Source organism: Aurantimonas marina (assembly GCF_017183135.1).
Taxonomy (GTDB): Bacteria; Pseudomonadota; Alphaproteobacteria; order Rhizobiales; family Rhizobiaceae; genus Aurantimonas; species Aurantimonas marina.
The window spans coordinates 12205-28402 of record NZ_JADDXW010000011.1; the positions used below are offsets into that span (position 1 = coordinate 12205).

Annotated in this window: 19 protein-coding genes; 13 read left to right on the forward strand and 6 right to left on the reverse strand. The window is 62.9% G+C overall.

Features of this window, described 5'->3' with window-relative positions:
* The first annotated feature begins 193 nt into the window (after positions 1-193).
* Positions 194-976, forward strand: a complete 783-nt coding sequence (locus ING15_RS13060) for a HugZ family pyridoxamine 5'-phosphate oxidase (protein WP_232845754.1) — start codon at positions 194-196, stop codon at positions 974-976.
* Positions 977-1053: 77 nt separating this feature from the next.
* Here the strand turns inward: ING15_RS13060 and ING15_RS13065 are convergent, their stop codons facing one another.
* From ING15_RS13065 to ING15_RS13085, 5 genes are all read right to left on the reverse strand, one after another.
* Positions 1054-1377, reverse strand: coding sequence for a hypothetical protein (locus ING15_RS13065; RefSeq protein WP_206455266.1), 324 nt, complete (start codon positions 1375-1377; stop codon positions 1054-1056).
* 175 nt (positions 1378-1552) lie between these two features.
* Positions 1553-1837, reverse strand: a complete 285-nt coding sequence (locus ING15_RS13070; protein ID WP_206455267.1) for a glycine zipper domain-containing protein — start codon at positions 1835-1837, stop codon at positions 1553-1555.
* A 145-nt stretch (positions 1838-1982) separates the two neighbouring features.
* Positions 1983-2273, reverse strand: a complete 291-nt coding sequence (locus tag ING15_RS13075; protein WP_206455268.1) for a hypothetical protein — start codon at positions 2271-2273, stop codon at positions 1983-1985.
* 147 nt (positions 2274-2420) lie between these two features.
* Positions 2421-3425: an HWE histidine kinase domain-containing protein gene (locus ING15_RS13080; RefSeq protein WP_332873821.1), complete on the reverse strand. Its 1005-nt coding sequence runs from the start codon at positions 3423-3425 to the stop codon at positions 2421-2423.
* 317 nt (positions 3426-3742) lie between these two features.
* Positions 3743-4537, reverse strand: coding sequence for a response regulator (locus ING15_RS13085; protein ID WP_206455389.1), 795 nt, complete (start codon positions 4535-4537; stop codon positions 3743-3745).
* A gap of 351 nt (positions 4538-4888) precedes the next feature.
* Between ING15_RS13085 and ING15_RS13090 the strand changes: the two genes are divergently transcribed.
* From ING15_RS13090 to ING15_RS20025, 8 genes are all read left to right on the forward strand, one after another.
* Complete coding sequence (locus ING15_RS13090) at positions 4889-5077, forward strand: NepR family anti-sigma factor (protein WP_253964737.1); 189 nt, start codon at positions 4889-4891, stop codon at positions 5075-5077.
* Positions 5078-5083: 6 nt separating this feature from the next.
* Entirely contained in the window at positions 5084-5635 is a 552-nt protein-coding gene (locus ING15_RS13095; RefSeq protein WP_206455271.1) for a sigma-70 family RNA polymerase sigma factor, read from the forward strand.
* A 139-nt stretch (positions 5636-5774) separates the two neighbouring features.
* Positions 5775-6134 (forward strand): DUF883 family protein, encoded by a 360-nt coding sequence (locus tag ING15_RS13100; RefSeq protein WP_206455272.1) that lies wholly within the window; start codon positions 5775-5777, stop codon positions 6132-6134.
* Between the two features lie 2 nt (positions 6135-6136).
* A complete protein-coding gene (locus ING15_RS13105; RefSeq protein ID WP_206455273.1) occupies positions 6137-6589 on the forward strand; it encodes a hypothetical protein in 453 nt (150 codons plus the stop codon).
* Positions 6532-7104, forward strand: a complete 573-nt coding sequence (locus tag ING15_RS13110) for a host attachment family protein (protein ID WP_332873822.1) — start codon at positions 6532-6534, stop codon at positions 7102-7104. The genes ING15_RS13105 and ING15_RS13110 overlap by 58 nt, the downstream gene beginning before the upstream one ends.
* A 57-nt stretch (positions 7105-7161) precedes the next feature.
* Entirely contained in the window at positions 7162-7389 is a 228-nt protein-coding gene (locus ING15_RS13115) for a flagellar basal body-associated FliL family protein (protein ID WP_206455274.1), read from the forward strand.
* Positions 7390-7414: 25 nt separating this feature from the next.
* Positions 7415-7798, forward strand: a complete 384-nt coding sequence (locus ING15_RS13120) for a hypothetical protein (protein ID WP_206455275.1) — start codon at positions 7415-7417, stop codon at positions 7796-7798.
* 20 nt (positions 7799-7818) lie between these two features.
* The gene (locus ING15_RS20025) at positions 7819-7935 is read left to right on the forward strand and encodes a DUF7218 family protein (protein ID WP_456298355.1); all 117 of its coding nucleotides are present in this window, start codon (positions 7819-7821) and stop codon (positions 7933-7935) included.
* 214 nt (positions 7936-8149) lie between these two features.
* Here the strand turns inward: ING15_RS20025 and ING15_RS13125 are convergent, their stop codons facing one another.
* Positions 8150-9061: a diacylglycerol/lipid kinase family protein gene (locus ING15_RS13125; RefSeq protein ID WP_206455276.1), complete on the reverse strand. Its 912-nt coding sequence runs from the start codon at positions 9059-9061 to the stop codon at positions 8150-8152.
* Positions 9062-9323: 262 nt separating this feature from the next.
* Here ING15_RS13125 and ING15_RS13130 point away from each other — a divergent pair, with 262 nt between their 5' ends.
* The 4 genes from ING15_RS13130 (at position 9324) to ING15_RS13145 (ending at position 16180) form a co-directional block, all read left to right on the forward strand.
* Positions 9324-9488 (forward strand): DUF1328 domain-containing protein, encoded by a 165-nt coding sequence (locus ING15_RS13130; RefSeq protein ID WP_024350361.1) that lies wholly within the window; start codon positions 9324-9326, stop codon positions 9486-9488.
* 185 nt (positions 9489-9673) lie between these two features.
* Positions 9674-11470 (forward strand): PRC-barrel domain-containing protein, encoded by a 1797-nt coding sequence (locus ING15_RS13135; protein ID WP_206455277.1) that lies wholly within the window; start codon positions 9674-9676, stop codon positions 11468-11470.
* 220 nt (positions 11471-11690) lie between these two features.
* Positions 11691-13052: an efflux RND transporter periplasmic adaptor subunit gene (locus ING15_RS13140; protein ID WP_206455278.1), complete on the forward strand. Its 1362-nt coding sequence runs from the start codon at positions 11691-11693 to the stop codon at positions 13050-13052.
* Positions 13049-16180 carry an efflux RND transporter permease subunit gene (locus tag ING15_RS13145; protein ID WP_206455279.1) on the forward strand — a complete coding sequence of 1044 codons (3132 nt, stop codon included), beginning with the start codon at positions 13049-13051 and terminating at the stop codon, positions 16178-16180. The genes ING15_RS13140 and ING15_RS13145 overlap by 4 nt, the downstream gene beginning before the upstream one ends.
* Positions 16181-16198: the final 18 nt, after the last annotated feature.

The following is a 16198-nucleotide window of genomic DNA, read 5'->3' on the forward strand; positions in this document are numbered from 1 at the left end:
CACAAGGCGGGCAAGACCCGCCGGAAGCCGACATCGGACAGGTTTTGCCAAAACCATGCAAGCGCAATTTTGACCAGATATTCAAAAATGATCCGCCACACCTTGGGGCAGATGGAATGTCCCACGTGAATTTTGGCCAGGATTGCCCCGTCTGTGATGCAAGGGTCGCCCAATCCCGTTTATGGTTCGGTGGATGAGCGAAAACAACGATAACTCCAAGGGCAGATTCCAGCCCCCTGCCGACAGACCGGCCATGCTGCAAACCGTCGACGCGGCCGCGAGGCGGCTCGCCCGGACACTGCTGCGCTCGGCTCGCCACGGCGCCCTGGCGGTGCTGCGCCCCGGCGACGGCCACCCGGCGGCCAGCCGGGTCCTCGTGGCGACCGACTTCCTCGGTCGACCGTTGTTGTTGATGTCCGACCTCACCCTTCACGCCAGGGCCCTTGCGGCCGATTGCCGCTGCTCGCTGCTGGTCGAGGCGACCGGCAAAGGCGATCCCCTTACCCATCCCCGTTTGACGGTATTCGGGGGGGCAAGCGCCGTTGCGGCGGACGATCCGAAGCGGCCGGCGCTGCGGGAGCGGTTCCTCGCACGCCATCCGAAATCGGCCCTCTACGCGGACTTCGGCGATTTCCACTTCGTGCGGCTGCAGCCGCAGTCCGCGTCGTTGAATGGCGGCTTTGGGCGCGCCTTCGAACTCGGACTCGCCGAATTCATCGACAGCCCCGCTAATGAACTCGAAGCGACGGCCATGCAAGCACGCAACCACATGAACGCCGACCATGGCGACGCCATCGACCGTATCGCCATCGACGCCGGCCATGAGGGACATGGATGGCGGATCGCGACGCTCGACCGCCTCGGTTTCGAAATTCTGCGAGGAGATGAACTATATCGATTGGAGTTTGGCGCCGATGCCGTCGCTACCGGCGGGCTCCGGAGCGCATTCGTCGATCTGGCGGCCGACAAGGCATGATCACTGCCCGGAATGACACCCGTGAGAGAGGGCCCTCGGGCACGGGCGAACGCGGCCTCACCGGGTCGCTTCGCGTCTTAAACCTTGTAGCCCTCCGGGCAGGCTGCTCGGAACCGGCGATTGCTCTGCCCGCTCAGATAAATGCACTGGCCCGGATTGTTGGCCGCCAGGCCGAGGACGCGATCGTCGGGTGTGACGACGGTCTCCGGAATTCGCCCGACCCGGAACGGCGCAACCTCGGCCCCGAAGAGACCGAAAACCGCACCAAACACGGGGGGCAAGGCGCCGCCGGTGCAACCGGACAACACCGCCGCCCCGACTAGGGCCGCAAGGAGAGCGCCGGTCTTTCGACGGTCATGGGGCGCCAGCGAACGTCTTTCCTTCACCCGCAGCTTCCCCATCCCACCTTCCGGCGCCGAACCGGATGCGCAGTGCATAGAGTCATATTGGCAGCCGGGTTCATGCATCGGACGCAAATCGCGCCGCGGCGAGGCCTATTTCCCGGATGTGGCTACAAAAAAGCTGCCGAGGCAACCCCGGCAGCTCTCTTATGATGAAAATCGCCGTCGCGCTCGCTCAGTAACCGGCCGGGCAGCGATAGATGTTGCCGTCGGAATAGCGGCAATAGCCCGGACGCTCCTTCGAACGACCGATGACGTTGCCGACTACCGCACCGGTGCCAGCGCCAATGGCGCCGCCGATCAGCGCGCCTTTCGCATCGCCTGTCACCCCCGCTCCGATGGCCGCGCCACCAAGGCCGCCGAGCGCCGCGCCGCCAGCCGTATAGCGGTCTTCCGTCGTACAACCGGCGACCAAGATGGTAACCGCTGCAATCGCGGCAATCGAATATTTCTTGAACATCTTCAACCTCTCACTGGACCTGTCGTCCCCACCAACAACGATAGCCCATCGATTTCGTTCCGTCACCATCTTGCCGACCGACTTCGTTCAGCTTGTCATGCGTGGCCTACGGAAGCCAAACCACCTGAATCTCCGGCGGCTCCCGTCAACGGGACGCGACCATCTGGGGCTCGGCGTCGAACGTGATCAGCAGTTCGCCATTTCGGCTAACAGCCCAGTCGATCGTGGCGGACTGTTCCAAAATGCCCGCGTCAACCGCCTTGCAAGCGCCAAGAACCCGGCGCTCGGTCGAGCCGGACAACCGCATCTCCAAGACTAGATCCCTTCGGCACTCTTCCAGCGACTCATAAGCAGGGACAGGAACCGGAATTTCTCTGCAGACCGAAGCATCACCCGAACAACCGACAAGCAACATAAAAGCAGCGATGTGTTCCATGGAAACTTCTCCTTTGGCCTAACAACGGCAAACTCGGGAAGTCGTTCCATATTCCGCCAGGGCACTCGCAAAAAAACCGTCTCGGATACGGGCGATTCGGGAAAACGCGCCGAGGGCACGCCGTCCCGCAGTGCCGGACGGGAAGACTCAAGCCCCGACGGCAGAGGAGCGCGAGTTGATCTCGTACTGCTCCCGGGGGATGGTCAGCGTATAGCGCAAACCATCGGAAAAATATTCGAGCGAGGCTTCGCCGCCGACCGCGTTCGGTACGATTCGTTCCAGCGTGGATGTGCCGAAACGGGCGTCCCGCTCCGGCCGAACACGCGGGCCATTTCGTTCTTGCCAGTCCAGGATGAGGGTTTCCTCACTTTTCCTGTTCTCAAGTCGCGCGCCGATAGCGACTGTTCCGCCGGGGACCGACAATGATCCGTAGGACGCGGCATTGACCGCCAGTTCGTGGAGCGCAAGCCCTACATGCAGCGAGGCCGTTGGCGAGAGATAGACGTCGGGGGACTCGACCGCGATTTGCGCCATGCCATCCGGCGCATAGCGCTCGACCTGCATCGTCACGAGGCTCATCAGGTCCGCCCCGCGCCAATCGGCATCGGTGACGATATCCTGCGAATAGGCTAGCGACTGGATCCGTCCTCTGAAACGGACAAGAAACTCCGGCACCGTGACCGAGTGGCGCGCCGTCTGGCTCGCCAGGCTCTGGATGATCGCCAACAGGTTCTTGGAACGATGCGACAGCTCGCGCAACAGGGTCTTCAGGGTCTCTTCGCGCCGCTTCTGCTCGGTAATTTCCACCGAAGTGCCGATCACACCGCAAACTTCGCCGGCGTCGTCGTGATCTGCGTCGACGCGCACGCCGTACCACCGCACTGACGAGCCCGACGCGATGGCCAACTCGAAATGAGCCGGTCGTTGCGTCCGGATCACCTCCCGCTTCATCGCTGTCGATCGCTCCGCGCTTTGTGAAGCGAGCAAGTCAGAGTCCGCCATGCCCGCTTCCGCCCCGGCGAGCCAGGAACGGCCGGCGTTACACACCCAGACGTAACGCAGGTCGCAGTCCTGCGCGAACACGGACATTTCCGTGTTTTCGAGAGCACGCAATACTTTGTTCGTCACCATCATACGACGCTCGACCAACATGATCGCCCCGACCTCGACATCGGGGCAATCCCAGGGGTGCCGCTACTATTTCGCCAAGAGAGGAGCGCTTTCGCTTTCGAGGGATCGATGCGCGCACCCGATTGCCAATAGGTGGCCCGGTTCCGCCGGCACTCCTTCGATCCGCGCTGAGGCACCATGAGCATCGTTTGCTCCAAGACCGGCGACGCTTCCCAGTTTCGAACCCCGGCAACTCGCTCCTCTCGCCTGACCTCGCAGCGGCGGACGCCGCTGGGTCTCTTCCGTGAGGCGCGACCATCATCGCGTTCTGGCTGGGAAACAGACACGGCGACAGCCGCTTACGCCGCCGCCTTGTTGTCGGCCTCGAAGAACAGAGCCTGGCTGATCAGCGCCTTCACCATGTCCGGATTGAATGGCTTGGTCACGAGGAAAGTCGGCTCAGGCCGCTCGCCGGTCAACAGCCGCTCGGGAAACGCGGTGATGAAGATGACCGGCACCGAAACCTTCGCAAGGATATCGTTCACCGCATCGATGCCCGAACTGCCATCGGCGAGCTGGATGTCGGCGAGAACCATCCCGGGCTGCTGCTGCTCGAACAGGGACACCGCCTCGGTTTGAGTGCGGGCAATGCCGGTCACTGTATGACCGAGGCTTTCCACCATCTGCTCGATATCCATCGCGATCAGCGGTTCGTCCTCAATGATCATGATATTCGTCGAAACCTGCCGTCCGATGTCGGAGCTGGCCTGGTCGATCAAGCTGGAGAATTCCGCTTCGTCGGCACCGAGAATGTAGCCGGCTTCCTCGGTCGTGAACCCCTCGACCGCGACCAGGAGGAAGGCCTGCCTCGGCAATGGCGAGATGGCGCGAAGGTTCCGGGATGCTCTCTCCTCCCAGGCGGAGGTCGGCGCATCTTCCCGGATGTTGACCTCGACCGACTGCCACATCGAGGAAAACAGCTTGTAGAGGGAAATCCGCGGCGCTTGATCGTCGGGAAACAGGCTGGGATCGGCAATCAACGCTTCCAAAACGGCCGCGACATACGCATCGCCGCTTGCCTGAGAGCCACTGAGCGCCCGTGAATAGCGCCGGAGATATGGAATATGCGGCGCTATGCGGGATGACATCGACATGAAAACTCCCCTCGTGTCGACCGAAACAAAGTCGGTGGGCGTGAAAACGTGGGATGCGCGAAAAAGTTCCCAGCTTCGGAACTTTGTGCGCTTCCAACGATTAGGCAAATGGGAACCGGTTCGCAAAAGTGAAACCTCGCCGCCAAATAATGTGCGGCGACGGGCAAGGGATCTTGATGGGCGAGGGATCGTGGCTACTTGTCCGCTTGCGATCGGCGATGGAATCACTGTGGAGCGAGTTTTCCTGATGATAGATACGCCACGGACCGTCAGCGCGCGGTGCGCAGCAACGCTGCTCAATGCAAAAGTTCGAGACGCATGATGGACGACCCCGAGACGAAGGAAGATATGGTGCACACGGCCCAAGCGAGTAAATCTGCGGGTAAGAGTTCCGATCCGGGCGTCCAGTCGGCGATCGGCAAGCGCCTCAAGGCGTATTACGATGACGTTGCGAGCGAGCCTGTTCCGGATCGATTCCTGTCGCTGCTGGATGCCCTCGACGAGGCCGAGTCCGCCTCCAAGACATCGGGCCGCAAGTAGGTCTCGATGAGCGATCAGCTGGACTTTCGCAGGGAATTGATTGCCATAATTCCCAATCTAAGAGCGTTCGCCGCCTCGCTGTCCGGTTCGTTCGACCGAGCCGATGATCTGGTGCAGGAGACGCTCGTCAAGGCTTGGGACAAGCAGCACACGTTCCAGCCTGGAACCAACCTCAAGGCTTGGCTCTTCACGATCTTGCGAAACGAATTCTACACGCAGATGCGCCGGAAGGGCCGCGAGGTGCAGGATGTCGACGGTATGCATGCCATGCAACTCGCCGGGCATCCCGAGCAGCAAGGGCATGTCGACTTGCAGGATTTCCGCAAGGCGCTGGACATGCTGCCCGACGATCAGCGTGAGGCGTTGATCCTGATCGGCGCATCCGGTTTCTCCTACGAGGAAGCGGCCGACATCTGCCATTGCGCCGTCGGAACGATCAAAAGCCGCGTCTCCCGCGCCCGCACCAGAATTGCTGAAATCCTGGGCATCGAGGGAGACGGCGAGTACGGTCCCGACTCAATTTCCTCCCAGATTATCGGGGTCGCTCCGGCCGCCTGACGTAGTCGCCTTGGGATGCAAAGTGGCGTCATTGGAACCACGCGTCGGCAAGATGGTTTCAGGTAAGAAGATCGCATCGGGAGCCGAGTGCCGTCCGGCTGGGGTTCCCATCGTCAATTCGCACAGAACGAGGTTTCTCATGGCTTCCAACACTTCCTCTAACGAAAGCCCGGCCGCCGGCCAGACGGCTGGTGCCAACGCGGCGAATGGTGGCAACGCCGACTTGGAGGCGCAGGTCGCCAAGTTGCGCGAAGACGTCGCCGGCGTGGCTGACGCATTGAAATCGCTGGCCACAAACCGGGCGGACGATGCGAAACGACAGGCTTTTGCCCTGCGCGACGACGTGCGCGAGCGCGGCGAGCAGTATCTGCGGCAAGCCCAAGACGCTGCCTCGGACCTTGAAGAGCAACTCAGCGAGAAGGTTCGGGCCGAGCCAATCAAGAGTGTGCTTATCGCCGCGGCGGCGGGCTACCTCTACGCCCGTATCTTCCGCCGCTGACAATGGTCCTGCAACTCATCACCAAGCTGATCACTGGCGAAGCCGGTGCCTACATGGCGCGGCTGAAGCGGCTGGCTGGGCTCTATGTCGTCATGGCGCTCTTCGCGGTGGCGATGCTGGCCTCGCTGCTTAGCGCTCTGTCGATTTTTTTGGCCGACCGCTTCGGAGCTTTGGAGACGGCGCTGGGTTTCGCGGTCGTATCGTTCCTGTTGCTCCTCGCGACATGGATCGCTGTGGTAATCGTGCGCAGGCCACCACGCAAACGCGCTGACGATCGCCTGCAACGCGATATTGCAGCGATCGCGGGCGTGACAGCCCTGTCCAATGCGCCTTTGCTCCTGGGTACGGTGAAGAAGCGGAAGTCGCTGTTGCTCGTCCCCGTCATAGCGGCGGGTGGATGGGGCATCTGGCGGGCGATCACCACTTACAGGAGCCGGGGAGACCGCTGGTACTGATGCCCTCGACTGCGGGCATTCTTACGGCACCGGCAGTGAGGTCCGGAGTTTCCAAGGAGTTTTCGATGACCACAATCCCACAGATCGACTACAAGACCTGGATCCTCGTGGCCGACGGCGAGAAGGCGCTTTTTCTGGAAAACATCGGAGACGCCGAACTGCCGAACTTCCAGGTGCGGCGCATCGAGGAACAGGAAAACCCGCCAAGTCGCGAGCAAGGCGCCAATCGCCCCGGGCGGGTATTCGATTCATCAACGGCTCGACGTTCGTCGGTCGCGGACACGGACTGGCACCAGATTGCAAAAGACCGCTTCGCCAAGGAGCTAAGCGCAATCCTCTATGCCATGGCGCATCGTGGTCGTTTCAAGAAAATCGTCATCGTCGCTCCTCCGAAAATCCTCGGAGATCTGCGCGACGAATTGCACAAGGAGGTTGCTGACTTGGTCGTGGGGGAGATCGCCAAGACCCTGACGAACCATCCGATCGATCGTATCGAGCACTTACTCGCCGCCTGAGGGCGGCGATTCGCCTCACCAATCCTCGCATGTCGCCCTCAACAAAGGGATTCCTTCATGTCCGATCTCGAATCCGAAAAAGTCAGGCAAGGCAAGAAGGGCACTCCGGTGCTCCTTATTCTCATTGCCGGGCTTGTTCTCGCCGTCATCGCCTTCCTGGCGATCGGCGCCTATGGCTGGTTCCTGCCGGATTCCGACCTTTCCACCGACCGTCCCGCCGTCGAGGCTCCTCCGGTCGGCTCCGAGCCGACGGGAACAGTCGTCGCGCCCGAAAATTCAGGCTAGTATCCGAGCTTCAGGGAGATTACAGATGTCCGATCCTCATACCCACACCGAGACCGACATCATCGCCGTGGACGAAGAGATCGGCGACGATGACGACCAGCCCGGCATTAGCCAGCCGGTCACCCAGGCTGAGATCGAAGATATTCTCAACAGTCCCGGGATGACGATCGAAGAGCGGCAAAGGCGCCTGGAGGAACTGGCTCGCCAGGTCGGCACGCGGGAAGTCATCGATCAGGGTGACGAGTTCGACCCGTTGCAGCAACAGATCAGCGAAGCGCTGAATATGCTGGCCCAGGGCGGCCATACCTACGGCACGCTCGAGGCGGCGGGCCTCGATCCCGAGGCACGCTCCGATGCGTGGTCGCCAGACGACCTCCCGGATGAGAATGATGAGACCGAACCACGGTAGCGCGACGAGGAGCCCAAAGGATGCCCAGATCAGAGGGAAACCACGATGATCCACGGCTGAAGGACCCGGACCTTTACGAGATCCTGAGTGACAAGGGGAACTCAAAGGAAAAGGCGGCGCGGATATCCACCGCCTAGGCGAACCAGCAGATGCATCCTCTAGAAAGGGAGGCTCGCGGCCGCGCTGTGAGGACTGGTCGAAGAAAGAATTGTACGGACGCGCCCGGGAAATCGGCATAGACGGACGTTCCGAGATGACCAAGACCGGGTTGATCGAGGCCCTGCGCCATCACTGAGCGCGGGGCGCGTCGCAGGCTGTCTCGATCGGATGAGCCGGGGTCCTGCCGGCCCATCAAAGATAGGTGGCCTCCGCCGGCACCAGGACCTTGAGGGCGCGTGGGTGGATCTCCACGATGCTTTCCGCGTCCAACGTGCAGAGTTCGCCATCCAGAACGGCCCGCTTCTTCCGGTTCTTGCCCCGATAGTGAATGTGCACCCGTTGCGCGGTCTGGGAGAGGAGATCGGGATTTTGCCGCCAGGCGCCGGTCAAGATGTCAAACGTCAACTTGGTCACCGCGCCCACCTTGCGTTCCGTGCAGATGTAGACACCCAATTCGCCTCCCCGCGGATCATCGGCATACGGGATATGCCCAACGCCGTAGAGGTTGTTCGACACCGCGACGGCAGGCGACTTGATACGCTTGAGGACGCCGTCGATCTCGAGCTCGAGTTCGATCGCAGGAACCCGCCGTAGCGCCAGAAAAACCGCGCGGGCCGTCGCGACGATTTTACCGAGCCGGGAGCCATACTGGATCTTGGAGCGCATCCGGACCATCCGGGCATGCAACCCGACGGCAAACTGATGCACGAATATCCGGTCATTGACGCTGCTGATGTCAACATTCACCACCACGCCCCCTGCCAGCGCGGCTACGGCTGCGGGCAAATCGAGCGGAATTTGGAGTGTCCGGGCAAACAGGTTCATCGTGCCGGCCGGCAAAATGCCGAGCGCGATGCCGCCGTGGGCGAGCGCCGCAGCTGCGGCCGATACCGTTCCGTCGCCGCCACCTACTAAAAGCACGTCGAGATCGTCACGCCGAGCGGCGGCCTTGATCGCGGCGACGATTTCGTCCCCCGCGCGACTCTCCACAGCTAATTCATGCCCGTGGATCGAAAATTCGTCACGCATGAGCGCCGTGAGTTCCTCGTGGTCCGTCGTTTTCAGCGTTCCGCCGTCTCGGTTGAGGAGGGCGAGAATCTTCATCGGGTCGTTTCCGGCGTTTGAGGTCATCGGTGGGGTTTGCCGCCCCCCGAACTAATTAGGCGGCGAGTTCACAAGCAAATGGGATGGAAGAAAAGAAACGCTCCAAGCCCATGCCAGATAGGCGGGGAAACCTTTTCCACCACATCAACGATGCGAAAAACACGAAAAACAGTTGCTAAGCGGAACCACTGTCCGGGTGGCCCGTTTCCTCGCCATCGTCGAACCCGGCCGCTGTTAGCGTGCCCAGATGTGGGAGCATCTCATGATCGAATGGATCGTCATATTGCTGATCGTTGCGGCGGTCGCCAGCCTGTTGGGATTTCGCGGCGTCGCCGGCGCATCAGCCGGAATCGCCAAGATCCTCATATTTATCGTCCTCGTCGGCCTGCTGTTGATGCTGCTTTTCGGAGTGCTGGTCTTCGCATAACGGGAGTCGCCGCGGGCACAGTCTTCGCGGCCAGCCTCATCACGAAATGTGTGAATAAAACGTGATCGTATGGGAACCGATCGGTTTCCCACCAATTAACCCACTGACGCCACGCGGCACTGCTTTCCACAACACATGCCGCGTGGCGAAGTCTATCGATAACAATAGACCAAGGAGGTCTTACCATGATCCGCAAGCTTCTCGCTACTACCGCGCTTGCCACTGTGATCGCTACCGGCGCCTATGCGCAGGATGCTGCCAAGCCGGGCCAGACCAAGGTGCCGGAAGCAGCTGCAACCGCAGACACGTCCGCGACGACGGCACCGCCTGCCGCTGACGCGAGCGCCCAGACTCAGCAGGCCGCCGACGCCGGCAATTACCTGCAGAATCTGTCCGCTGATCAGTACATGGCTTCCGAGCTCGATGGCGCATCGCTCTATGCCAGCGAAGCTCAGGACGCCGAGACCATCGGCGAGATCCAGAACTTCCTCGTCGGTAGCGACGGGACTGTCGTGGCGGCCATCGTCGATGCGACTGTAGGCGACCAGTCCAAGACCGTCGCCGTTCCATTCGACCAGATCACCTGGACGGTGGACCAGGACAATGAGCCGCGCGCCGTTCTCAACCTGAGCGCCGACCAGCTCGCCCAGGCTCCGGCGTTCACCAAGCCGAATGAGCAGCAGGCTTCGACGCAGGCCGAAGGCAGTGTCACCCCACCCGCCGGGGACATGAGCGCCGACACGGCTGCGAATATCGGAGCGACCACGCAGCCGGCAGCGGACGCGTCGACGCAGACGGCCGCCGCGACCGACACGGCGCCGACGGCTGAGACCCAAACCGAGGCGAAGATTGCCGCGGACACCGCTCAGCCCGACGCGAATGCCGCGGCCACTCAGACAGCCTCGTCCTCAACGGGCGGTGGTGAGTTCCTGGCGAGCGTGGGCGCGGACCAGTATCTGTCCGAGAACATCATCGGCGCCGAGGTCTATTCCGGTCCTGGCGAGGACGCGGATGAGATCGGTGAGATCAACGATCTGGTTCTCGCCTCCTCCGGCAAGATCGAAGCCGGCGTGGTCGGCGTCGGCGGGTTCCTCGGGATTGGTGAAAAGGACGTCGCTGTTCCCTTCGACCAGTTCCAGATGAGCCGCGAAGCTGACGACAACGACGATGTCCGCGTGACGCTGGCCGCGTCGAAGGATCAGCTGGAGAAGGCTCCGTCCTTCGAAGACGAGCGTTCCGACCAGATGGCGGCGACCGCTAACGGGGCTGCTGCTGGTGGCGGAATGACGGCCGGGACGAACGAGTCCGCGGCAAATGTCGAGGCTTCTACGCAGAAGTCGGCCGAGTACACCGAAAAGCTCGCGGCCGACGCTAACACGAACACCAACGAGGCCGCCGACAAGGCCGCGATGGAGACGACGCAGGCTGCGAACAACGCCGAGACCAAGATGGACAACGCGGCTCAGCAGACCCAGCAGGCCGCGGATGCCGCCGCAGCTGGCACGGCGGGTGTTGCCGCCAGTACGGCCGACGCGACGACCACTGCTTCGACGGGCGGCACAGGCCAGCAGGCGCAGATGACTCCGGTCACGGACCAGTCGCAGCTGACCGCCGACAAGTTGATGGGTACGACGGTGTACGGCCCGAACGATCAGACGGTCGGTGAGATCGGCGACATCGCGCTCAGCAAAGACGGCAAGGTCGATGCGGTCATCGTCGACGTTGGTGGCTTCCTCGGGATCGGCGAGAAGGAAGTGGCGGTTGCCATGGACAACCTGCAGTTCATGCAGGATGCCAACGGCTCGCTCTACCTCTACACGCAGTTCTCCGAGGAACAGCTGAAGAGCCAGCCGGAGTACAACGCCGACACCTACGCCGAGAGCCGCGACACCATGCGCCTCCAGAGCGGCGCGATGCCCGCGCAGTCCAGCAACACGGCTCCGGCCCCGGCCGCAGAGCAGCCGGCGACGAAGACCAACTGATCGTCCACAGATCAGCAAAACAGTCGAAAGGGGCTCGCCGAAAGGCGGGCTCTTTTTTCGTTGCCGTCCCGTGATTGTTCCGCGATGCCGTGCTTGTGAAGCCGAAACGACCCGAGTTACAGTTCGTAATCCATCCTTGCGGGTGCCGTCGTCCAAACTCCGCTATAATCGTATCGACGGCCCGACGATCGCGCCGCCATTCGAGATGACACGGTAGCAAATGGCTTTCCTGAAACAGCTGATTGTAACGCTCCTGGTGCTGCTGGGGGCGGGGGCGGCCTATCTGAAGTTCGATCCGGCGGCGGGTCGATGGATCCTGGAATCAGATATTGCCCTCGCCCCGGCGATCCGATCCGCGATCGTCTGGCTTGCGCCCGAGGCGGCGAATCCTGAGGTGGGAACAAGGGCTGAGCGTCCAGGCGGAGGACGCCAGGGCGCAGGCCGGGACAGCAGCGCAACTCCCGTGGTCGCGGGCGCGGTTACGACCGGGGTGACCCGCACGCGGATGCGGGCGATCGGAACCGGCGACGCCGCGCGCTCGATCGTCGTCTATCCCGACAATACCACCGGCATCGTGGCGGAGATCGGCATCGGTTCCGGCGAGAAGGTCGAGGACGGCGACGTTCTCGTGCGGCTTGAGAGGGCGAGCGAGGAAATCGCAGTGGAGCGTGCCCGGATTGCCCTCGATGCGGCGGAAGACAAGGTTACCCGCTTCGAACGGCTGCGGAAGTCCAATACCCTGAGCGCAGTCGAAGTCGATACTATCATCCGCGAGCGCGAGACCGCCAAGCTGGATCTGCGGACCGCTGAAATCGCGCTGGGCAAACGGGACATTCGTGCTCCGATCGCCGGCCGCGTCGGCATCGTCTCTGTCGACAAGGGAGATCTTGTCGGCAGCCAGACGGTCATTGCCACCGTGGATGATCGTGAGCAGTTGAAGGTCATCTTCTACACGCCGGAAAGCTTCGTGCAGGAACTGAAAGTAGGTACGCCTGTCCAAGCCGAATCGACCGCCCGGCCGGACAAAACCTATCAGGGCCACATCAGCGCGATTGACAGCCGTCTGGATGAGACCAGCCGCACCTTGCGCACCGAAGCGACGATCGACAATTCCGACGACGCGCTGCGTCCGGGCATGTCATTCACCGTGACCTTATCGCTGGAGGGCGAAACTTTCCTCTCCCTCGATCCGATCGCCGTTGTTTGGGAGCGCGCCGGACCGATCGTGTGGAAAATCGTCGATGGCAAAGCGAGCAAAGCTCCAGTCCAGATCGTCGAGCGCAATATCGACAGGGTACTGGTCACATCCGACGCTCTCGAGGTGGGCGATCTCATCGTCGTGGAGGGGCTGCAGTCCGTTCGCGCGGGCGGCTCCGTCGAGATCCAGGCAACCGGCGGGCCGGAGCGAAGCGGAGCGCCGGCTTCGCCCGGGTCAGCCGCCCGGACACCGTCGGCCGACAATGCGCCGTCGATGCGCGGACGCCGGAGTTTCCTTGCTCCGCAGGCTGTCGGAAGCGCCGCGGCAGCCGCCTTGCCGACCAGGCTTCCGCTGGCGAGCGACGCCGAGGGCTCGGCCCGATGAGCTTACCATCCAAGCCCGACGGTCTGACCGCGCTGGCGGGTCTCTTCGTGCGCCGGCCGGTTCTGACCATCGTCCTCAACCTTTTGATCGTCGTCGCGGGGCTCGCGGCTTTCAACGCGGTCGAAGTGCGCGAACTACCCAATGTCGACCGGCCGGTGATCAGCGTCAGCATCGACTTCGACGGCGCCTCACCGGAAACGGTCGACCGACAGATCACCAGCGAAATCGAGAGCGCCGTCGCCCGCGTGTCCGGTATCGCCGCGATCTCCTCGCGCTCGCGCTTCGGCGACAGCCGGGTGACCATCGAATTTACCGACTCGACCGACCTCAACGTTGCGGCCAGCGACGTTCGCGACGCGGTCGGCCGTGTCGCGAATGTCCTGCCGGATGGCGCCGGCGAACCCCGGATCGTCAAGGCCGACGCCGACGCCGAGGCGATCATGCGGCTTGCGGTGACGGCGCCAGCGATGGCCATCGAGGATCTGTCGACACTGGTCGAGGACCGCATCGCCGATCAACTGGCGGCCGTCGAAGGGGTCGCGGATCTGCAGACCTACGGCGAGCGCGAAAAGCTGATCTATGTCGACATCGATCCCGACAGATTGGCGACGCGTGGACTGACGCTTGGCGACGTCGCTGACGCGCTGCGAAACGCCGCGCTTGACGTGCCCGCCGGATCGCTGGCGTCGCCGACCCAGAATCTCATCGTGCGCGCCGACGCCAACGTGACCTCGCCCGAAGCGTTCGAGGCCATCTTCCTCGACGCCCGCACGCGCTTGGCCGATGTCGCCAGCGTGCGTTTCGGGCCGGACGACGCGGCCTCCCAGCTCCGGGTGAGCGGCCAGGCAGGCGTCGGCCTCGGTGTCGTGCGCCAGGCCGGATCGAGCACGCTCGACATCTCGTCCGGCATCCGCGCCGAAGTCGCCAATCTCAATCGTACGCTTCCCGATGGCGTCACGGTTCGCGTGACCAGCGACGACGCAACCTTCATCAACGGGGCGATCCACGAGGTGGCGGTGGCCCTGGGACTTGCCGTCGCCATCGTCGTCCTGGTGATTTTCCTGTTTCTCCTCAACGTCCGCGCGACCGTCATTCCAGCGGTGACGATCCCCATCGCCTTGATCGGCGTTATCGCCTTCATCCATCTCGTCGGCTTTTCGATCAATATCCTGACGCTCCTGGCGCTGGTGCTGGCAACCGGCATGGTCGTTGACGACGCGATCATCGTCTTGGAGAATATCGTGCGGCGCCGCGACATGGGGGCCCGGCCCCGCGCCGCGGCTGTCATCGGCACGCGCGAGGTGTTCTTCGCGGTCATCTCGACCACGGCGACGCTGGCCGCGGTCTTCGTGCCGATCTCGTTCCTGCCGGGAACGGCCGGCGGCCTGTTTCGCGAGTTCGGTTTCGTCCTCGCGATCGCGGTGGTCATTTCCTCCTTCATCGCTCTGACGCTCTGCCCGATGCTCGCGGCGCATTTCCTCAAGGCGCGCGAGGACGAGCGAAAGCCGGGTTGGTTCCAGCGAACGACGCGGTGGATCGGCGCACGTCTTGCGGGACTCTACGCCGTCACGCTTCGCGCCTGCCTCGCGCTTCCTCTCCTCGTCGTTGTCGTCGCCGGCCTGTTCTCCTTCGCGGCCTATCTCACCTTTCTCCAGATGCCCCGGGAATTGACGCCGAGCGAGGATCGTGCCCTGGTCCTGATGAGCGTCAGTGCGCCGCAAGGGGCCAGCCTCGACTACACCAATTCTCAGCTGCGCCGGATCGAGGACATCGTTCGTCCCTATGTGGAAAGCGGCGAAGCCGAGAACGTTTTCGCGATCTCGGGTCGCGGCTCGTCGAATTCGGCTTTTCTGGTCGTCACGCTGGCGGACTGGGCGGAACGCGAACGCTCGCAGCAGGCGATCGTCGCCGAGATCAATGGCAAGCTGCGCCAGGTGGCGGGCGTGCGCGCCTTCGCCATCCAGCCAAATTCGCTCGGCATCCGCGGCGGCGGGCGGGGCCTGCAATTCGCCATCGCCGGGCAGAATTACGAAGAGCTAGCAACGAGCGCCGACAGGCTGAAGGAGGCCATGCAGGCCGACGGCCGCTGGGGCAGCATACGGCTCTCCGAAGACGCTACCCAGCCGCAGCTCTCGGTGCTGATCGACCGAGCCCGCGCCTCCGATCTCGGCATCGACATCGATGGCCTCGCCACGGCGATGCAGGCGCTCCTCGACGGCCGAGAAATCGGCCGGACCTACATCGAGGACAAACAGGTGTCGATCAAGCTGATATCGACCAGCGACCCGGTCAACGATCCGGGCGATCTAGCCAACATCTTCCTGAAGGCTCAGGATGGCCGCATCGTGCCGATGTCGACGGTGGCCAGCGTCGAGGAAAAGCCGATCGCGCCCGCGCTCACCCGCGAGGCTCGCTCACGCGCAGTCTCGCTCGCCGCGCAATTGCCGGACGGCATGGCGATCCAGGAGGGCTGGGTTTTGCTGCAGGCTTTCGCCGCCGACATCTTGCCGGCCGACCAGCGGCTGATCCCGCTGGCCGAAGCAGCGGCGCTCGGAGAGGCCAACAGTGGACTTGCGATGGTCTTCGGCTTTGCCATCGTCATCATCCTCCTAGTCCTCGCCGCCCAGTTCGAGAGCTTCGTCTCCGCTTTCATTATCATCGCGACCGTGCCGCTCGGTGTCGCCTGCGCGATCTTCGCGCTCAATTTCTTCGGGACCAGCCTCAATCTCTATAGCCAGATCGGCCTCGTCCTGCTGGTCGGCATCATGGCCAAGAACGGCATCCTCATCGTCGAATTCGCCAATCAGCTGCGCGAGGAGGGGATGGGATTGCGGGAGGCGGCGGAGCAGGCCGCGTTGATCCGGCTGCGCCCGGTTATCATGACCATGATCGCCACCGTCGTCGGCGGCGTGCCGTTGGTACTCGCCTCGGGCGCCGGAGCCGAGGCGCGCGCAGCGCTCGGCACGGTGATCGTCGGCGGTCTCGGCCTCGCCACCTTCTCGACGCTCTACGTCACCCCCGTCGCCTATCTGATCCTCGGCCGCTTCTCGACGCCGAACGCCGAGAAAGCGGCACGGCTGCACCGCGATATCGCCGCAGCGGAGGCTTCGGGGGCGCCGGTGGAATGAGAAACGAACGGGCTGTCA